Source organism: Paenibacillus sp. Negev47, from assembly GCF_058313655.1.
Window position 1 is genome coordinate 5,232,858 of sequence record NZ_CM177754.1, and the last position, 24,038, is coordinate 5,256,895.

Genomic DNA, 24,038 nt, shown 5'->3' on the forward strand with positions numbered 1-24,038 from the left:
TATGAGAGCTTTTTTCATAAATCCCCTGAGCGTCTTCCAATCAGCAAGATAAAGATCGAAATGATCCTATTCATCTATATCTTGTACCCGTGAGCGGTGAAATTCGAATTATGAAAAACGCTACTGATACTAAGTACCCTTAAATGACAGTCATGCCACAGCCGATTCTGAATATACACTTTTTTCTTCACAAAGCAGAATGGGAACAAAAAAAAGAAGCAGGCGTTAGCCTGCCACATCTCTTTTGCTGAATACTACCCAGGAAATCACCATGAAAATAACATAATACACGGCCAAAACTGCAATGGAGAAACCAAGCGTCATTCCTGCACTCGAGCCACCCATTAGCGCAAAATCCGCCCCGGAGGTCATGTATTTGCTAAGATCCATATTGTTGAATAGAACATACTTGGCCCACTCATAACGGTCTGGATTGAATATGAGTGAGAAGATACTTTGTGAGAACATAATGAACAGGGATAATCCAATCGCAAGTGCGCCTGAACGAAATACGGAGGACACCATGAACGCAATCGCAAGCGTAATGAACAGATCAACGTACAGATATCCCCATAGCGTCAGAGCATTCGTAGCCGGACTACTGCTTCCACCCGGAGCATCATGCGAGAAAAGAATATAGGACGTTAACATCGCCATCACGATGACCAGCAATGTACTCAAAATGCTAAAGCCAATTACAGTCAGGTATTTGGAAGCGAGAACTTTGCTTCGTGACCATGGACGGATTAGCAATAGCTTAATGGTGCCCCAGGTGAATTCGCCTGCGACCGATTCCGCTGCAATCACGACACAGAAGATCGTGTTCAGGAAAAACGTAATCTGGATGGTCGTCACAGCCGCTTCCCAGTATAAGACTTCATTGGACCCCATTCCTTCTCGAAGTAACACTGGCATTAACAGCGAGATCAGCGCCAGAATCGATAACATGATCCAGGTACGAGGACGACGGAAAATTTTCATATTTTCATTCAATATCAGATTACCGAAACTAGCCAATGCCTCCACCCCCAGTTACTTGCAAGAATTGTTCTTCCAGGGTGTGAGTCACGTTACGAATACCGTATACCTGAAACCCTTCGCTAACCAGCTTGGCATTGATATCTGGAATCTGCTCACGAGACACCCGCATCACCAGGACATTGCCCTGTACGGTAGCACCCTGAATCAGATCCGCAGCGCGGTCAGCATCATTCAGCTCAAAAGCAACTTCGATTAATGCATCCGAACCGGCTTCAGCCCGAAGGTTTCTTACATCAATCAACTTGCCGTTCTGGATGATGGCCACGGTATCACACATCAGTTCCATCTCCGACAACAGATGGCTGGATACGAAGACCGTAAGACCTTCCTCTTGGGTAAGCTGACGCAAATAATCTCTCAGTTCCCGTATGCCCTGGGGGTCCAGACCATTGGTCGGCTCATCCAGAACAAGCAGCTTCGGTTTATGTAATATCGCTTGTGCGACACCCAGACGCTGGCGCATACCCAGGGAGTAGGTTTTGACCTTATCATGAATCCGAGCCGTAAGCCCCACTCGTTCAATCGTTTCCGCAATCCGTTCTTTCGTAACTCCCGGCGACATGCGGGCAAAGTGAACGAGATTCTGGTACCCGGTCAGAAACTTGTACATCTCCGGATTTTCCACAATGGCTCCTACCTGGGCTACCGCCTGTTCAAACTCATCCTTCACACTGTGACCCGAGATCAAAATGTCACCTTTACTGATGGACATCAGTCCAACCATCATTCGAATCGTCGTTGTTTTCCCCGCACCATTAGGTCCTAAAAAACCAAAAACCTGCCCCGGAGAAATATCCAGAGTCAGGTCGCTGACCAATGATCGGGAGGATATGATTTTGCTGACGCCCTGAATCCGGACGACCGGCTCCTGCTGCATTCAATCCCCTCCTTCATGGACGAGCATATACTTCATGCCCGTTTCTCATATGAACATAGTGTATCATAATCTTTAGTATATTGTCCCGCAAACTGGGATTTCCCCTGACGTTTCGCTTCAACTACACACGCTTCACAGCATCCAAGCGGCATTTCACTCCGGTAGAATCCGGTGCGAAATACGTGATTGCCTCCATTGCCCTCTTCCTTCATTTCGACAGAGCTTCTAGTGACCGACACAATCATCCCACAACTGACACAGTAAAAGCGGCCCGTTTCGATCAATAATATTCCTTCCCCTCACAAGGAGCTTAGAAGTCCCTGTTATTTGTCGTTAGACGCTGAAAATTGATACATTTTGTATCTACCTCGTAATTTACTTGACACCGGGACTAATGTCAAGGTTTTAGAGCCCTAAAATGATGTAAAATACAAAAAAGCTCTATAAATGCGACAAAAGTCTCGCATTTACAGAGCTTTGTGTTAGGTAAATGATACAATTCGGTTCAATGTATGTGTGAATATTATTATCCCGTAGTTCCAGTTGCTTTCACGATAATGTTTCATCATTCACTGTTATTTTCCTTCGGGGCATCCTCATTCTTTGAATTTGGATAATACCAGAGTAAGGTCCACTCATCTCCATCCTCTACCAGATAACAAGTCTGCACAATATCGAATTGCCCAAAGGTGCCTGAGTACGTCTGAGTAACCCGGATTTTGTAGGCTTCGGAGAATGGCTTCACGCCATCCACTACCGTTACATCAAACTCACGCTCCGGCTCTTCCATCTCCAGTTCAAAGGTTTCCACGCCAAAATGCTGCATGAATATATGTGCTCGGTTCTGTACATATGCGCTCTTTGGAAACCGCTCTTTCATCAGAGGATGAAACAATTCCCACGAACTGCCGAAGTCACCCGACTGTTCATATTTGTAAAACTCTTCGGCAATAGCAGCAGCTTCATCCGGTGTATCTGCCCGAAATAAATACGGAATGGTTCTGCCGATCAACCATAGCAATATCAAAACGATTGCTATGAAGCCTATCTTTTTGAGCAAAACATTCCTATTCCTTTTTCGTAGCATGTCTCCACCCTCCTTGTCCTACTCCATACACTTTATGATGGATAGCAGACAAGTAGAAGCGGGTTCTAAAGACAGCATTTCCTGGGAAATCACTTATCGTGAACCGAATCACGCCTTCCCCTTCTGATCCTGCGGGTGATGGACAGAAGCGAAGCATATATGGCAATCCCACAGCAACCGCCAAGCAAGTCCACTCCAACATCACGTATCGAGCTTGTCCGATTCGGACTGAACTGCTGAATATACTCATCAATGGATGCGATGATAAGTACCACAGCAAGAGCAGCAACAATACAAGTCATGATGCGGATTCTCCTGTATCGCAGCCCGCCATACACAAGCATGGCGAGCACAGCGTATACAAATAGATGCGCACTTTTGCGAAAGATGAACTCTGCAAAATCATACGGCCGCTGCTTCAGGGAATACTCATACTCCCCATATGTGAATTGGATATCAGGAAGTACGAAGCCAATCTGTACTTTTTGGGACCATTTATGAAGCCAGGGCTGAATGTCCTGCTGCTGAGAGGATTGGGTAGACATGGACCAGATGACCAGAATCCAGATCACAATCAGCAACAGAGCTATAAGAAATCCGTACGTTCTTCGAACATGCCTTTGTCTCGTGCGCCCGGAACCCTCCTCCATCATATTATTCATCACCACTTTCATATCTCTTTCTTTATTCTAATGAACCGACATACATCCCTCTGCCATTCGTACCTACATATACCTGGCCATAGATTTGACGGTCTGCCGCCATAATTTGCGGTTCATTGCCCAGCCCGATTCCAGCACCTAAAGGACCTATGTTGTTCCAGGTTACCCCCATATCATCTGAACGGAAGAATCCATTCACATTATTTACGGTGCCATATACATAGACGGCTGGAACCAATTTGCCTGGCTGAGCCTTTCCAAAGGCAAATAATTTGGAATTCTGTACGCTCTGGATCTTGGAAAATGTATTTCCCGAGTTCGTCGATGCATATAGTCCATCGGTTCCCAAACTTACCCATACGGCATTCGCCACACCAGGTGCAGCCTCGACTTTAATGGAGCTCGTATTGATATCCGTATTAACAGGAAGGCGAACTGCATTGGCTTTGGACCAGTTGGCACCTGCATCCGTTGAGCGATACATATAACCAGCAGCATACATATAAAATTTATATCCATTGATGCGATCGGCAGCCAGTGGATGATTATAGGCGAAAACCATATTCCCCCCGATAGCCTGAAAAGGGGCACCGTTCATATTTTGCCATGTTGCGCCACGATTCGTGCTTCTGACCGGATTACCGGTCTGGGGGTAATAAACAATTACATTCGGATTGATGGCCGAGTAGGCGACCCTCCCCAGCTTGGAGCCGGCCGGAACATTCATTGGAGTTACGGTAACTCCGTTATTGGAAGAGACAAATAAACGTGTGGTGGTACCATACCAGTCGCTGCTTCCCAGAAATATCATGTAATTCGGATTTGCTTCATGATAGTCAATACTTACAATTTCTCGCATACCCGCGAGCGGGATTTTATTGAGAGGAACATCGGATACATTCTCATGTCTAAATCCGATCTGATCTGTTAAACCGCTAAAAAATGAAACACCTTGAGGCGGTGTGGATGCAGTCAGCGCAACGACTTCTTCATGACCATCGGTAATGGCTTCCCAGGTACTCGCAGTACTTCCAGTCAATCCATTTGTACCATTGATGTTGTCTGTCTTGTATACGCCAAACCAGTCTGTAGCATATACGGTGCCCGGGTTATGTGGGTCAAACTTGATACTGGATGTCGCTGAGAAAAACATGTTGGGTGTCCACCATGACGGTTTGGATACCAGCGTTTTGCTCACTGTTGTCCAACTCTGTCCGCCATTAACGGAACGATACAGTGGCAGATTATCTCCGCCTGTTCGAACGGCTGCCAGGATGTGATTATCATTATTGGGATCAATTGTGATTCCATAATAAGATGAGTAACTGGAGCTGGGTGTTATATTCGTCCACTGCACACCGTTGAACTTGTAGACGCCTTGATTATCAGTGGTCACATACAACGTCCCGTTTTTCGCCACAGTCATACGTGCAGGATATTCGGGACTTCTCCCGGTAAGTTGCCAGGTGGTCTGCCCATTGCTTCTTGGTGCTTTGCTATACACACCAATGCCGCGAACCCCTGCATACACAACTTGACCTTGCTTTGTCACGGGATTCAATCCATAAGCTACACTCCGTATTCCTTCACCGGACAGCCCGCTCGGTACATCCCATACCTTGCTCCACGTTGCTGCACCGTCACTGGAGGTGTACAATCCATCATATCGTGTACCCACGTGCAGGTAATTGGAGTTCGTGGGATTGACGGCGATGCTCTCTCCCATGGCTCGATGGATATTTCCATTCGATTCATTCCGAAGATTGAGTCCGGTTCGAATCCAGGTTTCTCCTCGATCTGTGGATTTCAGAATATCGCTCGGCCCCACGTTCCCGTACTTCCCAGCAGCTATATACACGATATTGGGGTTTTGCTGATCCAGCGCAATTCCATCCACGCCGTACAGATTGCTGTCTTCATCTCCAAAATGATCCAGTAGTGGAACCCAATCTCCTGAAGTTACATCCAGTCGGTAAGCTCCTCCAACGTCAGTTCGAGCGTAAACCAGATCAGGCTCAGTCGGATGAATGACCACCCCCGTAACGTACCCCCCACCACCAATAGGTATGTTATTCCATTGATAGCTTTGAGCTGATTGAACATAATTGGTACTTGCGGGTATCATGAGCATATACATTAGTAGCACAATCAGGGAAAATTTCATTAGCCTGGAGATACGCATCTGGTTCACCGCCCTATCCGATCATTTTGAATGTTCTTCAATCATCTGATGTATCCTGTCTCGTTCCGACTGTTCCACGATATAGTAATACACTCCGTCTATTTTCTTGCCCGTGCCTTTAATCTCGACGGATTCAATATGTTCCAGTACCGAACGATATTTAGAGAACATTTGCTTCATCTCATCAAAGGTAACGTCCGTTCTGACGTGAGCACTGACTTCGTCCAGCAACGTCTCCAATTGCAACACGTTGGATACCTGGACCGTATTCTTCAGCACTTGTTTGATGATCTCCCGCTGGCGGTCATTCCGCCCGAGATCTCCCTTCGGATCATCATAACGCATCCGCGAAAATCCCAAAGCAGCTTCACCATCCAGATGAATATTCCCTTGCTCGAACCGATAACCCTCATAGTCAAATGCGAACGGGTTATTCACATTCACTCCACCCACCATGTCGATGACTTGTGCAAAACCCTCCATATTCACTTTCATGTAGTAGTGTATGGGAACGTTGAGCAATTGTTCCACTGTTTGCACAGCCATGTTAACACCACCAAAAGCGTAAGCATGATTGATCTTATCCTCTGAACCATATCCTACAATACTTGTTCTGGTATCCCGGGGGATGTTAAACATGAGTACAGATTGTTTCGCAGGGTTGACACTCAATACAATCATGGTATCGGAGCGCCCCCGATCATTGGAACGCTCATCCACACCCAGGATCAAAGCATTAAAAGGCTCTTCATTCTCCATATCCACAGGAAAATCTCCCCCGCCCCTCTGGTCGAAAATGGATACCTGTTTGATAGGTTCCCGGGGTTCATACATTTGATCCGCCGCTGATTTAACATGCAGATACAGATACACAGAATATCCAATCATGACGACTGCAACAAGGGAAATGGCACCTAATGTTATTTTGATCCCGCGTCTCATGGTATAGGTCTCCGTCAGATGACTGCCGTTTTTCTTCCATCAATATTGGTTAGACCCGGACGACCAACAGAGTAGTATTGGAAGGACGTATCTTTGATCTGATCTTCTCCGTAGATGTTTCTTCCATCAATCAGGATGGGTTGATTCATATGTGCTGCCAACTCAGTCAGATTAACCTCCATGAACTCTTTCCATTCGGTCAGAACACAGAGTGCATCTGCGCCTTCCGCCGCGTTCATGGCACGCTCTTCCCACGTAATGGATGGGGAATCCACCTCTTTGCGGAAGTTCTCGGTAGCGATGGGGTCATACGCCCGAATCACTGCCCCTTGCTCAAGCAAACGCTGAATGATCTCAATCGCTGGAGCATCACGAACGTCATCGGTATCCGGTTTGAAAGCGAGCCCCCAGATGGCAATCTCCTTCCCTTCGAGTGAGCCTAGTGCGTCTTCCAGTTTGCGAATTACGTTGAAGCGTTGATCTTTATTCACTTCCACCACAGACTTCAGCAGTTTGAAGTCATAATCCACATTACCTGCAATTTGAATCAGAGCCTGTGTATCCTTAGGGAAACAGGAACCTCCATAACCAATGCCTGCCTTGAGAAAGGAAGCACCGATTCGTCTGTCATATCCCATGCCTTCGGCAACGCGGCTGACATCTGCACCTACTTTTTCACAGATGTTGGAGATTTCGTTGATAAATGAGATCTTGGTCGCCAGGAAAGCGTTGGATGCATATTTAATCATTTCTGCCGAGCGGATATCCGTAACGATAATCTGATCGGTTAATGGCTGATGCAGCTCCTTCAGTGTGGCAACCGCCCGTTCGCTATGTGTCCCAATGACTATCCGGTCAGGATAGAGTGTATCCTGCACAGCGGTACCTTCTCGCAGGAACTCAGGTACCGATGCCATGTCGAACGGATGATTCGTCAAACTGCTGATCCATTCCTGAATGCGATCGTTGGTTCCGACAGGAACAGTGCTTTTAGTCATTATTATTTTATAATTATCCATATAAGAACCAATTTCTCGCGCGACAAGCTCAATAAAACTCAGATTCGCTTCGCCATTCGGTAGAGATGGCGTTCCTACCGCGATGATAATGATATCCGAACGACTGATCGCATCCTGAATGTTCGTGGTGAAGGATAGCCTTCCTGCTTTCATATTCGCATTCATGATGTCCTTCAGACCCGGTTCATAGATCGGAACTTGACCATCCGTCAACATGTTCACTTTTTCCACATTATTGTCGACACAGATCACGTTATTTCCCAGTTCCGAGAAGCAAACGCCCGATACCAAACCCACATACCCTGTGCCAATCACCGTAATATTCATTCCCTAATCTCCCCCATGTCCTAATGTGTTGGTTACGCGTGTTTCACATATGTCTGAACAATGTCCTGCCATTCGATAGACACTCTAACGATATCTTCCTCAATCAGCTGGCTGCCGATCTGTACTTCGATGATCTCAAGTTCCGTAACTGCTCTGACGGAATGAAGCATACTCCGGTCAATGATCACCGTATCTCCCTGCCCGATCATTCGGCTCTGCCCATCCAGGATCAATTCCCCTGTTCCCGATACAACCGTCCATACCTCATTGCGGAGCAGATGATATTGATAACTCAGGTTTTTCCCGGCACTGATGCAGATTCGTTTGGTGAGAACTTCGCCGCCGGCTTCGTTTCTTGTATAATCCAGCACTCGGTAGCAACCCCACCTGCGCTCCTCATACATGGGGCGTTGATCCTCGTTCTTCAAGATTTCCTTGATCCGCGGACTAGCTTCTTTGTCACTGACCAGAATGCCGTCCGGACTCACGGCTACCACCACATTCGACAAGCCCAATATCGCAACTGGAATGTTCAGTTCATTGACCAGGTGTGTATTCAGGGAATCTCCCGTAATCCACCCTTTTCCTACCACCGAGGTTCCCATCTCTTCCGTGAGCGTGTTCCATGTACCTAGATCTTTCCAGAATCCTTTATAAGGGATGGCAATAATCTGATTCGCCTTCTCGACAACCTGGTAATCAAAGCTGATCTTGTTCAATCTTCCGTATTGCTTCAGCATTTCGTCATACTGTATGGGCAGTTCCATCTCAATGAGCAGATTAATCAAATAACCCAGCTTAAAGGCAAAAACCCCGCAATTCCATAATGCGGCCTGCTCAATCATGAGGGCCGCATCGGATTCGCAGGGTTTCTCCTGGAACTTCGCTACGTTCACGTATTCATTGTTATTTTCTTTGGAAGATACGGGGTGCGGAATGATATATCCGTACTTCTCCGACGGATACGTCGGCACGACCCCCATCAAGGCCAGATCAGCACCAGACTTATCAAGCATCTCCGGCAAGGTCGCCAGAACCTCAAAGAACTCTTTTTCAACAAAAGGATCGACTGGCAGGACTGCAATGGTCTCATTCAGACTTACACTCTCTACGGAATACAGATAGGAAGCCGCGAGTGCAATCGCAGGAAACGTATCTCTGCGCTCAGGTTCCACGACCAGTCTTACATCATCTCCTAGCTGAGAAGTCAGAATCTCCACCTGTGGTAAACTGGTCGCGATAAGCGCCTGTGATGCAAGTCCGGCATGATTCAGCTGTCGCCATACCCGCTGTACCATGGATTCTGAATTCCCTTCAGGCCCATGAAGTACTTTAAGAAACTGCTTGGATCTGGAATCGTTAGATAACGGCCAGAGACGCTTGCCAGAACCGCCGGATAACAGAATACTTCTCATAGGGCTGCACCATCCGACAGCACAACCGTACTCGCTCCCTTGCCGGTCTCGGTTGGCTTGCTATATGTGCTGGTCTGATTGGACTCCAATCTGCCTGCCGGATTGTTCTTCGTCCAGGCCGCATAATAATTCGAGTTCTTGCCATACGAATTATCCAGCAGAATGTTCGGTTGATCCAGGAGACAAGCCAGAATATGTCCATGCAGACGGGATGTCGTGATGGTTTGGTATTTATTGAATTCCTTAATGGCCGTATGTACCATCCGATCAGAGTATTTGTACCACAACCAGCGGGCGAAAGAACTGCCTTTCCCTGACTTCAACCGGGATGTAATCATGCGAATGATCTTGCGGTCTACCCGGTTGTACAATGTCTCCCAGTCTTTAAACGTGGCCTTGGGTCCACTGACGGATTCGTAATGCACCTGATTCTGAGTCTTCTCAATGTCTTTACGGAAGAAATACAACATCTCTGCACTAGGCTGGCTCTTGGACTTAAGAGGCCACAACTGATGCGCCATATCCGGAGAAAGGTACACATTCGTTTGTTGAAACTCTTTACTGGCTATCTCATAAGATAATGTGTCCCTGACAAAAAAGTGCACATCCTTATGACGATTGAATACTTGGGCTGTCTTTTTCAATTCAATATCACTCTTGTAAAACATCGTCTGAGGCAGAATCACGATCCGGTGATTCGGATGTTGGGCAATCATTCGTTCTCTCAATTTCTGATGTGCAGGGTACAGATCACCAAAGTTACCTCCCCCGTGCAACACAATCGTGATACCTTCCGGAACCTTAAGAGACAAAGGGCAATCCAGAATGCTGTATCTGGCACGTACATGAATATCATGATCTCGGAAGAACGCTTCAGTACCTTTCATGATCAACAAGTCTCCACCATTGCTGTGCACCGGGTAATCCAGATAATAGATCTCGGTACGCGGTGGAATGACCTTCAAAATCTGACGTAAATGTCCCTTCAACTCTTCCATCGGATGAATATTGTTAGTGCCCAGCATCTCCATCTCCTCCTTGGGTGACTCTTCTTCTTTTTTTGTTTAACCGTTCATATAGAAACGGCAGATCTTCCTTGTCATAGAACATGGCGGCAAACTTCACCTTGAATACGATCTTCATGGCAGCCACAGTAACCACCATTCGCACAATGGAACCGATCAGCAAAGCAACCGCAATTCCGTTGAGCCCCCATAACGGGGTGAACACGAAGAACAAGGCCACCGTCACCGAGAGTGCAATAAGTTGTCTGATCATCACAAGCCCTGGTCGACCAAGTGCATTGAAGGCGGATGCCAGAATCCAGGAGCCACCACCAATGATGCATTCAACTGCCAAAATATAAAATGCCACGCTCGCTTCCAAAAATTCGGATCCAAACAGAATGCCCATCAGGTAGTTCCCCACAAACATGGTCGGTATAACAATGATCATCATGACCATAAGCGAGATGCGGAAGGCTCTGCCGACCGTTCGAATAATCTGCTCTTGGGGCAATCCGGTCACTTTTGGGAAAACAACATTGCTGATCGCCGTTTGAACTGCATTGTAGATTCGGGACAGCGCAAATACGACAGAATACAATCCAAAATCACGCGGGGTGAGCAAAGCCAAAATAATGATTTTGTCGAACTGGGTATACAATGTTCCTAGTAATTCAACGCCATACACCTTGCTGCCATAACCGAAAAGCTTCTTGGCCGAACTCTGGTCCACCCGATCCTTGAACCATCTCAGTCTTAATTCATTACGGTTGGCATAGATAGCCCACGCCACCACTGAGAAGCTCGTTACAAAATAGATTGCAGCCGCGAGCTGAATGCTCAGCATGCCCAGGCCCCATAACACAAAAAGCCCGCCTACATTAAACAGGGGGATCATTAACCGGATACCGTTATATACAGCGAACTTCTCCCGACTCTGCGAGAGGGCTGATATGAGATTGATGACAATGAGTACAGGAACCGTAGCAATCGTATACCATCTGGATATCTGCACAACCTCTGGCGGAAAGCTGGAGAGCCAGAACGGTAATCCGAACCAGGCAATTATACCAATGATGATGCATACCGGAACTTGAAAAAGAAAGCTTAGCCGAACATACTGCGCACTCTTCTCGGTTGCGCTCTGTTTGATGTTATAAATGATAGAAGTTGGCAGTCCGAAACCGACCAATCCAGTTAAAAGCGCCGGCCAGAACAGGATGGCCGAGAATGCACCCTTTCCCTCTACGCCGAACATGCGTGACGTCAAAATGGAAGACAGCATCGTCAGTGTCATGACGAGCAGATTGGTTCCACTTGTCTGAAATATGGCACTCATTAAGCCGTTTCCTCTGAATACTTTGCGAAGTGCAACTTGCGCCATAGCGATCCTCATCCCTTACTATTTTGACGAAGCGACCCAACGATCATGCCGTTTCTGTAACATACTTTGGCAAGCTGACGAGTGAACCGATCTGCATTATAGATGTAGATCAGTGCCGTCGTGACCCCTTGTGCCAGCTTAAGGCCATGTTTGGCAGTACGCACAACACCACGATCCTGATCACGTATGGCATCACTGACACCCTGCCAATAGATTCGGCGGAGAAACCAATTCTTCGTCGTTCGCTCTTTGGCTACTTTATGTTGTACCGCACCATACGGCGTGTAATATACCTTGAACTTGGTCCGGATTCTTGCAATCAACTCACTCTCTTCACTGGAAAGAAGATTGTTCCCCACTCTTCCAAGGTCTTCACGGAAGGGAGCCAGTTGATCAAAGACCGATAAGCGAAAGGCCACATTGGCGCCAAATGGAATATAGGGACTCTTCATTTCAGTGACTTCATCTGCAAAATCGAGAATCGTGAACAGCGACCTGTTCTCTGGTGGAATCCACATCGGCTCAGGTACTTCCCAGATCGGATCAATCTTGCCACCGACACAACCGATACTCTCGCTCATCTCAAACACGCTGACGATCTGGCGAATCCAGTCCCTGCAAGCAAAGGCATCATCGTCAAGGAACAGGATATACTCGCCTTTCGCCTCATGAATGGCCCGATTGCGGGCTACAGACAAGCCTTGCTTTTCTTCCAGCACATACCGGATCGAATGGTTCTCATACTGTAGAATGGTTTGAAGTACGATTTCCCGCGTGTTGTCTTTTGAGTTGTTATCAATGAGTATGATCTCATAATCGCTGCTTGCGTAATTCTGTTGTATGGCACTTCGTATAGCCTCTACCGCATCCTGTGCACGGTTATACGTACAGATCGCGACGGTTACTTTCATCATTTCATCCCCATATTCTTCAATTAGGTCCACCCTTTGATCTGCACTAACTGGAGTACAGGGTAAGTGTCCTTTGGGCAATCACTGGCCAATCCAGCCGCTCTAACGCTTTGACAAAACCACTGCCTTCCTGAAACTCCGATTGTTTTAATCGGATCATATTCATCGCTTTGAGTAATCCATCCGGATCCGAAGGTTCATAGAGTACCGCACAATCTTCAGGTAGATATTCCTCCAACAAGCCAATCCGTGGTGCCACCACCGGTTTGCAGAAGGTCAATGCCAGAATCGCACTGCCGGAAGTCGCAATTTGCTTGTATGGAAGAATGATCGAATCGACCGCATCGAAGTAGTCCGAATATTCATCATCTTCAATAAAATGAAAATGGGTATGAATATGTCCACTCTCGAGAAATTCTTCACCGAGATCGTAGTCCTTCACCTTTTTACCGGCAATCAACAGATGGGCCTGATCCGATTTCAGATCCTTGAATGCCTCCAGCAAATCATCCACGCCCTTGTACGGCGAGACCTGACCGAAGAACGCATACACATAACTATCCTCCGGGATGCCAAACCGGGAGCGGATATTCACGCCTTTTCCCTGATACACTCCCTTGTAATGTCCATGCGGAATAACCTCGATCCGGCTGGAATCAATCCCGAACGTCGAACAGATCTCGGAGATCAAGGGTTTGCCCATGACAATCAGCTTGGAGCAATTTTGGACCAGTATTTTTCTCATCCAATAATCGAACCGCGTCTTGCCGCTGTTGTGAGGCCAGATGTTATGCACGGTCCAGAACAATTTGGCCCCGCGCAAGCGTGCAAAACAAATCATCAATACATACAGAATGGATTTGATCACTGTTGCCAGCACGGATGAACCTCTGTAATAGAAGCTGGGCCAATGAAAATGCAGCACATCATTTTTTTTCAGTTTGACCAGATCTTTTTTGGTAAACTGCTTTACTTCCCATCCCTTGTTCTCAATGGAATCGGATAACAGCTCGTTGAATTTATTGTTTTCAATCATCTTGGGCAGCATATACACCGTCGGATTTCCCATCCAGACACCTCTTACTTTAGTTTCATTCGCACAGGTTCCTCTGTATACGTACCAACTGCGCGTCTTGCATGAAATCTCATTAGAAATCCTTGCATCATAATTTTCGTATTACGCTTGAGCAGCACCCAATCTTTCCACCAGGGATACAGCGACAGTGCCTTTTTCAAATAAACATTATTGCGAAGTGTATTTCTCGACCATTCGAGCATTCGATAGTGGTGTAACTGACGACGCTTCTGTTCCTTGGACATATCATTGTAGTATTTCAAAATAATCTTGCGTTGGCCCTTGTACTTGGCCGTTGTAGAGGTTGAAATTCGTGGACCACTATGAATGTTGATATCCACCAGCGGTTCTTTCACATTCACGGCGATGTAGCCGCGTTTCAATATGCGCAGATAAAAGTCATAATCCTGAGCGGATGTCAGATTCTCATCGAATCGAACTTCACGGGCCAGTGAGGTAAGTACCATGATTTTGGACGTTTCCCCGATCCAGTTGAATGTAAGCAGATCCTCATACCGAACAACCTCACGAGGTTCCACCGACAATTTCCGTTTGACCACCTGATGCTGCTCATTCGTGTATGCGAGATACTTGCTGCAAAAGGTGAATGATTCCTGTGTACGCTCCAGCACTTCCGCCTGGGTTTTTATTTTGTCAGCCATCCATTCATCGTCATCATCCAGGAATGCAATGTACTTGCCATTCGCATGGGATATCCCTACATTCCGTGCATGATTGGCTCCTTTGGGATACGGAACCCGAATGTACCGAATTCGTGAATCTTCTCGGGCCCAAGCCTGACAGATTTCTGGTGTCTGATCTTCTGAACCATCATCCACGATGAAAATCTCCAGGTACGGATGTGTCTGCTCACGTACACTTCTCAACGCATTTTTCAATAACTCCGCCCGGTTATGGGTGGTAATGATGCAAGATACCAAGGGGTTCATTTCATCACCTTTTCCTGTTCACTAGGATACCTTCACTTGAAGTGCATCATATATTCCCGACAATCTGCCCACGAGAAGATTCATATCGAATTTATTCGTTATAATCTCTCTGTTATGTGAACCCATTCTTGCTCTAAGCTCTTCATCCGTGATGAGATACTCCAGTGCCGATGTCAGTTCGTGCACATCTCCCGGCTCGATTAACAGCCCATTATGACCGGATGTAATCACTTCGGGAATGCCTCCGACGTTGGTCGATATAATGGGCAAGCCACAATTCATTGCTTCGAGTATGGCCATAGGTAATCCCTCATGATAAGAAGGCAGGACCAGTAGATCCGCTTCCTGCATCAGCTTTTCCTTTTGTTCTCCGTTAATCCAGCCGAGTACGTTGACACAATCCTGAATTCCATATTGCTGCACGAGCGCTTTGACTTCATCAACTTCGCCATCACCTGCCAGATTGAAAGTGGCTGTAACCCCCCGCGCCTTCAATTGTTCAATGGACTGAAGCAGATCGTAGACTCCTTTTCGCTCACCCAGTCTTCCCATGAAGAGAGCATTTACTGCCGCCTTCTGCTCTTTCGCAAATGGCTCTTTCACAAAGACCCCGTTATAGAGCACCTCAATAGCTGTCTCCGGCACAATCGTGACAAAGTATTCTTTCCACGTCTGGGATAAGACAATCAATTTATCGGCCTGATTCAAAATGTAATGACAATACTTGCGCTGCAGGGCGAATCGATTATAGAAATCATCAAAGCTCGCCGCATGAACATGCAGAATGACTGACTTTCGAAACATTTTTCGTGCCGTTAGCAGAAATAGAGACTTCCGATAAAAACTCCCGTTGTTCGCCATATGAATATGCACAATATCCGGCTTGAACGTGTACATCTTCATCCAAAATTGAATGAATCCCCGTATAAAAATAAGCAGCCGTGAGAACACGCTGCCCGTGATATACGTTTCAACCCGCTGCATGGGATACATTTCCGAGATGGAGGAATCCTCTATGTTTTTGATGACACTCACAATTCCGCCCATATCCTTCAAGGATGATCCAACAACCAATACTTTTGGTTTCATGATAGACTCCTTTTTTATGGTTAATCTTCAAACCTCTTATAGACTGTTCACGTAATTTTTGATGGATGAGATCAGATCAGACTGTTTTCTCACATAGGGCTGGAACGTCAGCTCCTCTATGCAAGGAACCAGTTTTTGCAATTCAGCCTGACTCTCCGCGACGGCCACGTATCCGTTATCCTGAAAAACCTTGGAGATCTCAAGCTGATGGTCATCCACATGCTCGCCCCATTCTTTCCGGCGTGGAATGACGATAACCGGCTTGCCGCGTTCGAGACAATTCGTGATGGAACCCACACCTGCATGAGAAATAATGCATCTGCTGCGTTCCACATATTCATTCATCTCTTCCTGGGTAAGGAAAGGAATCACAGTGAAATTTCGCGGCTGATACTCGGTATATCCGGATTGGGCAACAACCTCATCTTCAATAATCCCCGCCTCAATCGCCTCATCAATAAGTTCAAACATCCGATTGAAGGAAAAACGCTGGGTTCCAACGATAGCAAATATCAAAATAAAGCCCCCCTGTACTTCGCATTGGGATAGCTATCCTGCAACGTTTCCCATTGGATGAAGAACTCATCCGAGATTTTGTACATCAATCTTCCGGTAGCGCTGGAGGAATAGATTTTGGCATAACTTTCGATATAGATCAGCTTGGCACCGAAGATTTTACCGATGAGGCAAAAAGGGTATGTGGCTCCCGCCCCTGTCGTAATAATCACCTTTGGACGCTCACGCAGATATAGAAAGAACGATTTAATAATATTAGCCACAAAGATTAGCAGGAACATCGCATTCTTTCGTTCCTGCTGCATTAAGAAGTATACTTTACCCTGTGCCAAATCTACTTTTCTGCTTTTGTTCTTCTCGGTAATCAGGAAATAATCATGTTCTTCAACCGCAGGAATAATTTTGGTTAATTCATCAAAATGACCGCCTGTAGAACTGATCAAACAGACCTTCATGTTCTAATCTCCTTTGAAAAGGATACGTCCTTCGCTCGCTGTACCTGTATATCCACTTTTGCTTCGGCCCCTGACTTGGTATGAACTCCATTTCCCGTAGCATATAACACGTTCAGGAAGATACAGAATGGAGCAATCAGATGAACCGTGGACAAGGTATTGTCAAAAAAGGAATAGGCCAGGAAACCGATAATCATGCCGGCAAAATACAACCGGATCATGCCGCCCAATCGGAGGTATACGGCTCGGAACACCAAAAGCAGCGAAAGAAACAACAGGATGGCTCCAACTAACCCGCCATCGTAATAAAAACGAATGTATTCATTATGTGGAACGACGAAGCCAGAAAAGATACTTCCATCATTCGCTACGAGAGTTGAGCCGAGGCCACGTCCAAATATCGGATACTCATTCGCTTTGCCAATAAAATAATTCCAGGCCACATCTCTTCCCGACAAGCCCTTGCTCTCTGACCTCATCTCATAATTGTCCCACTGCGCAATGACCATATAGGCCACAGCGACAACGAATAGAATGAGAGGAATGATGGCACTGACTCTGCCTTTAATGAAGGCTTTCAATTGATCAAATAGATAAACCAGAATAATCGGAATCAACGCGATAAGCGGTCCCCGTGTTCCCGTCTGGACCAGAATGACCAGATGCGTCAAGGTAAGCATGTAATACAGAACAACCTGATGGCCTTGCTTGATCTGAATCAGACAGACGCAGATCGAGATAAAACACAACATGGCCAGATGCGCGGCGATGTTAGCTCCCTGTAATCGGGTTACTCCCGACATCTCCAGATTAGTAATGGACAAAATGCCAGCCAGCTGCAGGACATACCCACCAGCAAGACTGAACAGCGGCAGCCATGCGAGCACACGTATGATTCGTTGACTGATCTCTCGTGAAAAGTGGGGCATCAGCAACAAAAATGGAACAATGACTCCCAGAAAGGCCTTGAATGGATCGAGCGGACTAACCTTACTCGGCAGATCAGATAGAAAATAACTCTCCACAAATAAAAAACCGATTGCGAGTGCAGGATATATCAGATCTTTGCGAATACCAAAACGTAAGAAAAGAGAGATGACAAAACCCAGGATCGCCAGCTTGTAGAAGGAAAGCGAATCCAGTCCTGCCAGATGAATGCTAAATATTTTATCAATGGACAATGAAAAACTTACAATGAGAATCATAAAGATCCAGCTGGGCTGTTTAATATAAACGCCCAGCAGAATCACAGATAGGAGTGCAACAACCGAGATTAGCGGAAGATAGATTGCTGCGAAGACAATGACAAACGAAAAAAGAATGATATTAAACGACTTCATGTTCCATGCAGCAAGTATACCGGTCTTTTGCATATCTGCTATGCCACCTCAAAGCCAGAATCGTGTTTCAAAACGCATCCTTCGAACCAACCAACACCCTGAACGTTCTGAAGATAATTTTGATATCCACCATCATATTGCGCTCACGGGCATACGTCAGATCAAGCTCTACCATCTCATCAAAGCCCACACTATTTCGACCGCTAACTTGCCATAATCCCGTACATCCCGGAATCACCTGCAGGCGCTGTCTATCATAAGAAGTGTAGTTCTCCACTTCTCTGGGCAGGGCCGGTCTGGGTCCAACGAGACTCATCTCTCCACGGAACACGTTCCATAACTGAGGCAGCTCATCCAGACTGGTTTTTCGAATAAACTTGCCAATTCGGGTAATGCGAGGATCGTTCTTCATTTTGAACATGTTCCCGTTCACTTCATTCTGGTCAATCAGCTGTTCTAGCAGATCTTCTGCATTCGCAACCATCGACCTGAATTTGTACATATGAAACTCTTTCCCATTCTGTCCGACCCGTACCTGACGAAAAAAAACAGACCCCTGCGGGGCCTCGATTTTGATCAGTAATCCGATGACGGCAAACAAGGGGCACAAAATGATTAAACCTATGAAAGAACCCAGCAAATCGAGCATTCTTTTCATAAATAGATACACTTTATCCGCATTTTGCCCTGCCATCGTTGATGCATTGTACCCCAGACTTGGGTCCATAACAATCTCCGCTTCCTTCGTTTGGGGAGATGGACTCATTCAAACTCCCCCCCGGCTACATGTTCTACCGACTCTTTTTCCAGGATTTGTTGCAGAGCCTGCAGCATCGGAATTCTAAGCTCCTGTTTTTGCAGAGCAAAGTCGATGGTCGTCAAAATGAATCCCAGTTTCTCGCCCACGTCATAACGTACTCCCTCGAAATCGTAAGCATACACTCCTTGTGTCTCATTTAAACGCTGAATCGCATCCGTTAATTGAATCTCTCCCCCTTGACCAATCTCCTGTTGCTCCAGATGTTCAAAAATCTCTGGACTCAGTACGTATCTCCCCATAATCGCCAGGTTGGAAGGCGCTGTGCCTTGGGCAGGTTTCTCTACGAACCTGAGAACCTCTGTCAAACGACCATCCGATTGAAGCGGGTCCACAATGCCGTATCTGTCTGTTTGTTCAGCAAGTACGGTTTGTACGCCAACAATGGAATGTTGAACCTGATCATATTGATCAATCAGTTGTTTGGTGCAAGGCACTTCCGATACGACGATATCATCTCCGAGCAACACGGCAAAAGGTTCGTCACCGATAAAGTTACGTGCACACCAGACAGCATGACCAAGTCCTTTGGCCTCTTTTTGTCTTATGTAGTGGATATCCACATTAGAAGATTTGCGGACCTCTTCAAGCAGGCCCAGTTTCCCTTTTTCCAGCAAGTTGTGTTCCAGTTCAAAAGCGTTGTCGAAATGATCTTCAATCGCCCGTTTCCCTTTACCGGTCACGATGATAATGTCTTCAATTCCAGAGGCAATGGCTTCCTCAACGATATACTGTATAGTTGGTTTGTCCACAATAGGGAGCATTTCTTTAGGCATCGCTTTTGTGGCTGGCAAAAAACGTGTACCCAGTCCAGCTGCAGGAATGATCGCTTTTCTCACTTTTTTCATAAATACCACCCTATCCTCTTTTTTTAGTTTTATAAAAGTTGAACCAGGGCATCTAACCCGTCCTCACGTCATACCTTCGACGATTAACGTCTAAGGTCCATTGAACCCACAGCATGACCGAGTGCCTACAGTGATAAAGGTGCAGTAGACATTACCTGTTTATTTGGAAACATAGGGTAGAACTTTTACTTTTCTCCGTAGCCCACCGGAACTGCAGCGTTTTTGATATTGTTCAGGATCGCGCCCAGGATTCGTGCATTGACATGCTCCAGAGCAGCCTTGGTCTTCTTCACCAATTCCTTCTTGACCTTGCCTGAGTTCACGACCAGAAGCACCCCATCACACAGCGAACTTACAATGAGGGCATCTGTTACCGCCAGCACCGGCGGCGTATCAAACATGATGACATCATATTGATCCTCTAACTCTTCAATCAGCTTTTTCATCCGATTGGAACCGATCATCTCGGAAGGATTCGGCGGAATAGGGCCAGACGTGAACAGCTGGAGGTTGTCGATATAACTCTCTCTGAGTACCTCATCCACACTGTACTGATTAGACAGCACACTGCTAAGACCGATATGATTGGGTACGGAAAACACCTGGTGCAAGGAAGGATTACGCAGATCCGCATCAATCAGCAGAACCTTCTTGCCTTCCTGGGCATAGGTCACCGCCAGGTTGCTAATGGTTGTGGTTTTTCCTTCGCCGGCTTCAGCTGAAGCCACCATGATTTTACGGATGTGACTGTCGATCGAGGAGAACTGGATGTTCGTCCGTAATTTACGGTATCCCTCCGAGATTTGAGATTTGGAGTTAAAATAGGTCACCAGACTGTTATTTTCATTGGTTAGCCGCGACATATTTGCCATCCCCCACTTTCTGTTGAGATATGTAATTTTTCGTATTTTTCAGATCGTCTTTTTTCATTTTGGATATCACTGTAAGCACAGGCAGCCCCAACTCTTTTTCCAGTTCAGTTTCAGACTTGAATGTATCGTCCAGATAGTCCATCAGAAATACGAGTGCAATCGCGAGCACTAGACCTGCGAACAGGCTGACAATGATGCTTAATGTGGTTTTCATATTAATTGGAGATGCGTTACTATCCACTTTTGCTTCACTGAGGATAGCCACATTATCAATTTTCATGATTAGGGGGATTTGAGATTGAAACACGCTGGAGATGGCATTGACTGTTTTTGCGGCTTTTTCGTAGGAAGTCCCTTGTACAGTTATGCTCATCACTTGGGACTCGCTTGCTGTAGAGACGGAGGTACTATTCATGAGCTGAGCAGAAGTTAAGCCCAGGTCTGGATACGTCGTAGCTACTTTATCCATAATGGCAGAAGATTTAATAATTTCTCTGTAAGAGTTAATAAGTTTGATATTGGTTTGGATCATGCTGAAATCCATCATGGCCTGACCTTCAACCGTTGATGTCTGGTTCACGATGAGCTTGGAACTTGCCTCATAGATTGGTTGAGTGAAGAAAATACTTTTGACCCCTGCACCCACACCCGCTATCAAAGCAATTGCAACAATCAACCACAGTTTCTTTTGTAAGAGTCGAAAATATCCTTTCAGTTCCACTTTCATTCCTCCTATACGTTGTGATCAAACTATGTAACTACCAGATGGACAGCAACCATTTGCGAGGTTTCCAGCGTTCTGTGACCAGGCTCGAATTCGATAGAATGTGGGATGCATTCTCTGCCAGTTTTCTAACGGCTTCTGCTCCGAAGCGACGTTCAATGACACGCTCCCCCTCACCTATGGCGAACGTCCTTTTGCACGTATCATGTGCATCTGATGAAATGAAATGAAACCCGTTTTCTTTGCAAAAATGAAAACACCACTTCTGAACTTTTCGTCCGAAAAGCCCGGTGAAAGATTGAGCCGTAAGCTGACATAGCCCACCTTGACTCAAGTAATCAGCCAACAGCTTTGGCTTCTTCAAAATGGCACGATTGCGTTCCGGATGAGCAATGATAGGGGTAATTCCCGCTATTCGTAGTTCATGCAGTATCCTGGGGAACTGTGAGGGAATATGACCAAAGGGCAGTTCCAGCAACATGTAACGACTTCCGGCGAGTGTGCAGCACTTTCCTGCATATAAGTCTCCAATCAGGTTGTCATGCACCCTGATCTCCTGTCCGGGACGGATCTCCAGGCGAATGTTACGTATGCGAAGTTCTGCGTGAAGCAGGTTCACGGCCTGATTGACCACCATCGGTTCATTGTTGTATTGCCCGTTCAGGTGATGCGGAGTAGCAATAATGGAGGTAATTCCTGAGGCTGCCGCCTTCTCAGCCATCGCAACGGACTGCTCCATTCGAACAGGACCATCATCCAGACCGGATAATATGTGGCAGTGCATTTCAACCATATCCAAACTTCCTCAATGTATGATCCCCCTTGCCCCTTTATTCATTGCGCAAATGCTTTTGGTGTTAAAGAACTAATGCATAACGCTATGAAATATAGTAAAATGGCGTTAAGTACATGTTTTGTTCAGAAAATGTTCAGAATCGACTTGGAATTATATGGTGAAATCAATGTAATGATAGGGTTGTTGCAGGGACTTTTGCTCTGTTGCCTTTTCGTACTGAAAACGGGGAACCGTGGGAAACTGAACTTCAGTAAGCATTGTGTTTAACTGTCCAGTTATATATAGTTTCTGTTCGGGCTGAATATGCAAGTTTGAATGATACATTGTGAGCTCCCCGAAGGGCTGTTTCCATTGCAACCTTGCGTGAAGTCTTACACATACATGATGATCTTCAACATCCAAACCAATGAGCATTTCTGACGATACTGGCAAGTTCAGGTCGCTCAGGAAGGTAATCGTTTGAGTGTCCATTCCAAGTAACAGAACGGGGCGTCTTTTGCGGTCTACCATTTTCCCATGAAACTCCTTAATGTACATATGGACATTTAATTTCATATCAGCCCATTCCTGAATTATTGAATGCATGGTTTCATTCCTTTAGAATGGATTAGCCTATATGGACTGCCTTTACTTCCTTCTCACAGGTATATGGTCCAGGCAACAAGGAGATACTTAAAATATTCCAAATGATACATTTTGTAACTCCATACGTCCAATTTACGATACAAAACGTATCATGTCAAGCGGTATTTGGACATGGTTCTTTTGATTTACGACAATATGAGATGTCCTTAGACAGACCTATTTACAAATGGAAACGGTTGTAGGAAACGCACGAGGAGATACTTTTTTTTGCAGGAAAGCTGCCCTGATCAAAAACTTGGCTCAGGATTGTTTCAATATATTTGATGTCGTTCAGGGGGAAATAGCTTATGAGCTACGGAAATCGCATTGCTGAATTAAGGGAACAGCGGGGACTTACTCAAGAAGAACTTGCGAGCTCCATTCATATTACAAGAGCTGCTCTATCCCACTACGAGAAGAACCGACGTAAACCGGATTTCGAAGTGTTAACGAGACTTGCTGACATCTTTGACGTGTCTATTGATTACCTCATTGGACGTACGAAGCAAAGTGATGTCGTGATGGATGAGGATGTACGTGAATTCGTTGACACTCTGGAGTTATCGGACAAGGAAGTGCTGGAGCGCTTCGATCTGATGATTGATGGTAAATCCTTAACGGAAGAAGAGGCACGTCGTTTTATCGCTTTTGTCCGAATGGAACGCAGCATGGACTAAACCCGAAAAGAGGACCCAGTTCCCGAGAGATACACTCTCTGGCTTCTGGGCTTTTTTTGTGTCTTGAATTCCCTCCATTCCATGGTTGTCTATCCTGTCAAGGACGCTTGTTGTTGACGGAGGATACGAATTGGTTCCAACGCTCCGGGTCGATTCCGCATTGCAGTAAAACTTTCCTGATGTCCATCTGAGTTGCTTCGACTTGTTTACCTGTCGGCTTACGATCGCCCCTGTTTGGATGCTTCATATTCATTCCGCTAACCTCTCTTATCTTTATACTTTCCCTGCACTCCAAAACTAGCCTTATTATACTTGAGAAACTTCCTCAATGTTGTCGTCTCATGGCGATAACGTTTTTTGAAGGGGTTCTAATTTTGTCGAAAGCAAAATAGGAGCTATCTGGC

25 protein-coding genes are annotated in these 24,038 nt (G+C 46.0%); 1 reads left to right on the top strand and 24 read right to left on the bottom strand.

The window, feature by feature from the left end:
• Nucleotides 1–225: 225 nt before the first annotated feature.
• The 23 genes from AC4G47_RS23685 to AC4G47_RS23795 all read right to left on the bottom strand — a co-directional run bounded on the left by AC4G47_RS23685 (nucleotide 226) and on the right by AC4G47_RS23795 (nucleotide 22,330).
• Nucleotides 226–1,017 (bottom strand): ABC transporter permease, encoded by a 792-nt coding sequence (locus tag AC4G47_RS23685; protein ID WP_491103004.1) that lies wholly within the window; start codon nucleotides 1,015–1,017, stop codon nucleotides 226–228.
• Entirely contained in the window at nucleotides 1,010–1,918 is a 909-nt protein-coding gene (locus tag AC4G47_RS23690; RefSeq protein ID WP_491103005.1) for an ABC transporter ATP-binding protein, read from the bottom strand. Before AC4G47_RS23690 ends, AC4G47_RS23685 begins: the two co-directional genes overlap by 8 nt.
• A 32-nt stretch (nucleotides 1,919–1,950) precedes the next feature.
• Nucleotides 1,951–2,202, bottom strand: a complete 252-nt coding sequence (locus AC4G47_RS23695) for a hypothetical protein (RefSeq protein WP_143760279.1) — start codon at nucleotides 2,200–2,202, stop codon at nucleotides 1,951–1,953.
• Nucleotides 2,203–2,483: 281 nt separating this feature from the next.
• The gene (locus AC4G47_RS23700; RefSeq protein WP_491103006.1) at nucleotides 2,484–3,005 is read right to left on the bottom strand and encodes a hypothetical protein; all 522 of its coding nucleotides are present in this window, start codon (nucleotides 3,003–3,005) and stop codon (nucleotides 2,484–2,486) included.
• 89 nt (nucleotides 3,006–3,094) lie between these two features.
• Entirely contained in the window at nucleotides 3,095–3,658 is a 564-nt protein-coding gene (locus AC4G47_RS23705) for a VanZ family protein (RefSeq protein WP_491103007.1), read from the bottom strand.
• A 31-nt stretch (nucleotides 3,659–3,689) separates the two neighbouring features.
• Nucleotides 3,690–5,849 (bottom strand): WD40/YVTN/BNR-like repeat-containing protein, encoded by a 2,160-nt coding sequence (locus AC4G47_RS23710; protein WP_491103009.1) that lies wholly within the window; start codon nucleotides 5,847–5,849, stop codon nucleotides 3,690–3,692.
• 21 nt (nucleotides 5,850–5,870) lie between these two features.
• Nucleotides 5,871–6,791, bottom strand: a complete 921-nt coding sequence (locus AC4G47_RS23715) for an LCP family glycopolymer transferase (protein WP_491103010.1) — start codon at nucleotides 6,789–6,791, stop codon at nucleotides 5,871–5,873.
• A gap of 14 nt (nucleotides 6,792–6,805) precedes the next feature.
• Complete coding sequence (locus AC4G47_RS23720) at nucleotides 6,806–8,137, bottom strand: UDP-glucose dehydrogenase family protein (protein ID WP_491103011.1); 1,332 nt, start codon at nucleotides 8,135–8,137, stop codon at nucleotides 6,806–6,808.
• 32 nt (nucleotides 8,138–8,169) lie between these two features.
• Complete coding sequence (locus AC4G47_RS23725) at nucleotides 8,170–9,552, bottom strand: sugar phosphate nucleotidyltransferase (RefSeq protein WP_491103012.1); 1,383 nt, start codon at nucleotides 9,550–9,552, stop codon at nucleotides 8,170–8,172.
• On the bottom strand, nucleotides 9,549–10,577 hold the full coding sequence (locus tag AC4G47_RS23730) for a polysaccharide pyruvyl transferase family protein (protein ID WP_458125678.1): 1,029 nt from the start codon (nucleotides 10,575–10,577) through the stop codon (nucleotides 9,549–9,551). Before AC4G47_RS23730 ends, AC4G47_RS23725 begins: the two co-directional genes overlap by 4 nt.
• Nucleotides 10,564–11,940: a lipopolysaccharide biosynthesis protein gene (locus tag AC4G47_RS23735; RefSeq protein ID WP_458125677.1), complete on the bottom strand. Its 1,377-nt coding sequence runs from the start codon at nucleotides 11,938–11,940 to the stop codon at nucleotides 10,564–10,566. Before AC4G47_RS23735 ends, AC4G47_RS23730 begins: the two co-directional genes overlap by 14 nt.
• An 8-nt stretch (nucleotides 11,941–11,948) precedes the next feature.
• The gene (locus AC4G47_RS23740; RefSeq protein WP_491103013.1) at nucleotides 11,949–12,854 is read right to left on the bottom strand and encodes a glycosyltransferase; all 906 of its coding nucleotides are present in this window, start codon (nucleotides 12,852–12,854) and stop codon (nucleotides 11,949–11,951) included.
• A gap of 43 nt (nucleotides 12,855–12,897) precedes the next feature.
• Entirely contained in the window at nucleotides 12,898–13,920 is a 1,023-nt protein-coding gene (locus tag AC4G47_RS23745; RefSeq protein ID WP_458125675.1) for a glycosyltransferase, read from the bottom strand.
• Between the two features lie 11 nt (nucleotides 13,921–13,931).
• Nucleotides 13,932–14,876 carry a glycosyltransferase family 2 protein gene (locus AC4G47_RS23750; RefSeq protein WP_458125674.1) on the bottom strand — a complete coding sequence of 315 codons (945 nt, stop codon included), beginning with the start codon at nucleotides 14,874–14,876 and terminating at the stop codon, nucleotides 13,932–13,934.
• A gap of 21 nt (nucleotides 14,877–14,897) precedes the next feature.
• The gene (locus AC4G47_RS23755; protein WP_491103014.1) at nucleotides 14,898–15,965 is read right to left on the bottom strand and encodes a glycosyltransferase family 4 protein; all 1,068 of its coding nucleotides are present in this window, start codon (nucleotides 15,963–15,965) and stop codon (nucleotides 14,898–14,900) included.
• Between the two features lie 36 nt (nucleotides 15,966–16,001).
• Nucleotides 16,002–16,481 carry a PssE/Cps14G family polysaccharide biosynthesis glycosyltransferase gene (pssE, locus tag AC4G47_RS23760; protein ID WP_491103015.1) on the bottom strand — a complete coding sequence of 160 codons (480 nt, stop codon included), beginning with the start codon at nucleotides 16,479–16,481 and terminating at the stop codon, nucleotides 16,002–16,004.
• A complete protein-coding gene (gene pssD / locus AC4G47_RS23765; RefSeq protein WP_458125671.1) occupies nucleotides 16,478–16,936 on the bottom strand; it encodes a PssD/Cps14F family polysaccharide biosynthesis glycosyltransferase in 459 nt (152 codons plus the stop codon). Before pssD ends, pssE begins: the two co-directional genes overlap by 4 nt.
• A complete protein-coding gene (locus AC4G47_RS23770; RefSeq protein ID WP_491103016.1) occupies nucleotides 16,933–18,309 on the bottom strand; it encodes an O-antigen ligase family protein in 1,377 nt (458 codons plus the stop codon). Before AC4G47_RS23770 ends, pssD begins: the two co-directional genes overlap by 4 nt.
• 34 nt (nucleotides 18,310–18,343) lie before the next feature.
• Nucleotides 18,344–19,042 (bottom strand): sugar transferase, encoded by a 699-nt coding sequence (locus AC4G47_RS23775; protein WP_491103017.1) that lies wholly within the window; start codon nucleotides 19,040–19,042, stop codon nucleotides 18,344–18,346.
• Complete coding sequence (gene galU / locus AC4G47_RS23780) at nucleotides 19,039–19,941, bottom strand: UTP--glucose-1-phosphate uridylyltransferase GalU (protein WP_036611572.1); 903 nt, start codon at nucleotides 19,939–19,941, stop codon at nucleotides 19,039–19,041. Before galU ends, AC4G47_RS23775 begins: the two co-directional genes overlap by 4 nt.
• A 185-nt stretch (nucleotides 19,942–20,126) precedes the next feature.
• On the bottom strand, nucleotides 20,127–20,804 hold the full coding sequence (locus tag AC4G47_RS23785) for a CpsD/CapB family tyrosine-protein kinase (RefSeq protein ID WP_491103019.1): 678 nt from the start codon (nucleotides 20,802–20,804) through the stop codon (nucleotides 20,127–20,129).
• On the bottom strand, nucleotides 20,785–21,534 hold the full coding sequence (locus tag AC4G47_RS23790) for a YveK family protein (RefSeq protein WP_491103021.1): 750 nt from the start codon (nucleotides 21,532–21,534) through the stop codon (nucleotides 20,785–20,787). Before AC4G47_RS23790 ends, AC4G47_RS23785 begins: the two co-directional genes overlap by 20 nt.
• Before the next feature lie 37 nt (nucleotides 21,535–21,571).
• On the bottom strand, nucleotides 21,572–22,330 hold the full coding sequence (locus AC4G47_RS23795; protein ID WP_458125666.1) for a tyrosine-protein phosphatase: 759 nt from the start codon (nucleotides 22,328–22,330) through the stop codon (nucleotides 21,572–21,574).
• Nucleotides 22,331–23,265: 935 nt separating this feature from the next.
• Here AC4G47_RS23795 and AC4G47_RS23800 point away from each other — a divergent pair.
• Nucleotides 23,266–23,634: a helix-turn-helix domain-containing protein gene (locus tag AC4G47_RS23800; protein ID WP_047841965.1), complete on the top strand. Its 369-nt coding sequence runs from the start codon at nucleotides 23,266–23,268 to the stop codon at nucleotides 23,632–23,634.
• Nucleotides 23,635–23,731: 97 nt separating this feature from the next.
• Here AC4G47_RS23800 and AC4G47_RS23805 read toward each other — a convergent pair whose 3' ends face one another.
• Nucleotides 23,732–23,887 carry a hypothetical protein gene (locus AC4G47_RS23805; protein ID WP_491103023.1) on the bottom strand — a complete coding sequence of 52 codons (156 nt, stop codon included), beginning with the start codon at nucleotides 23,885–23,887 and terminating at the stop codon, nucleotides 23,732–23,734.
• Nucleotides 23,888–24,038: the final 151 nt, after the last annotated feature.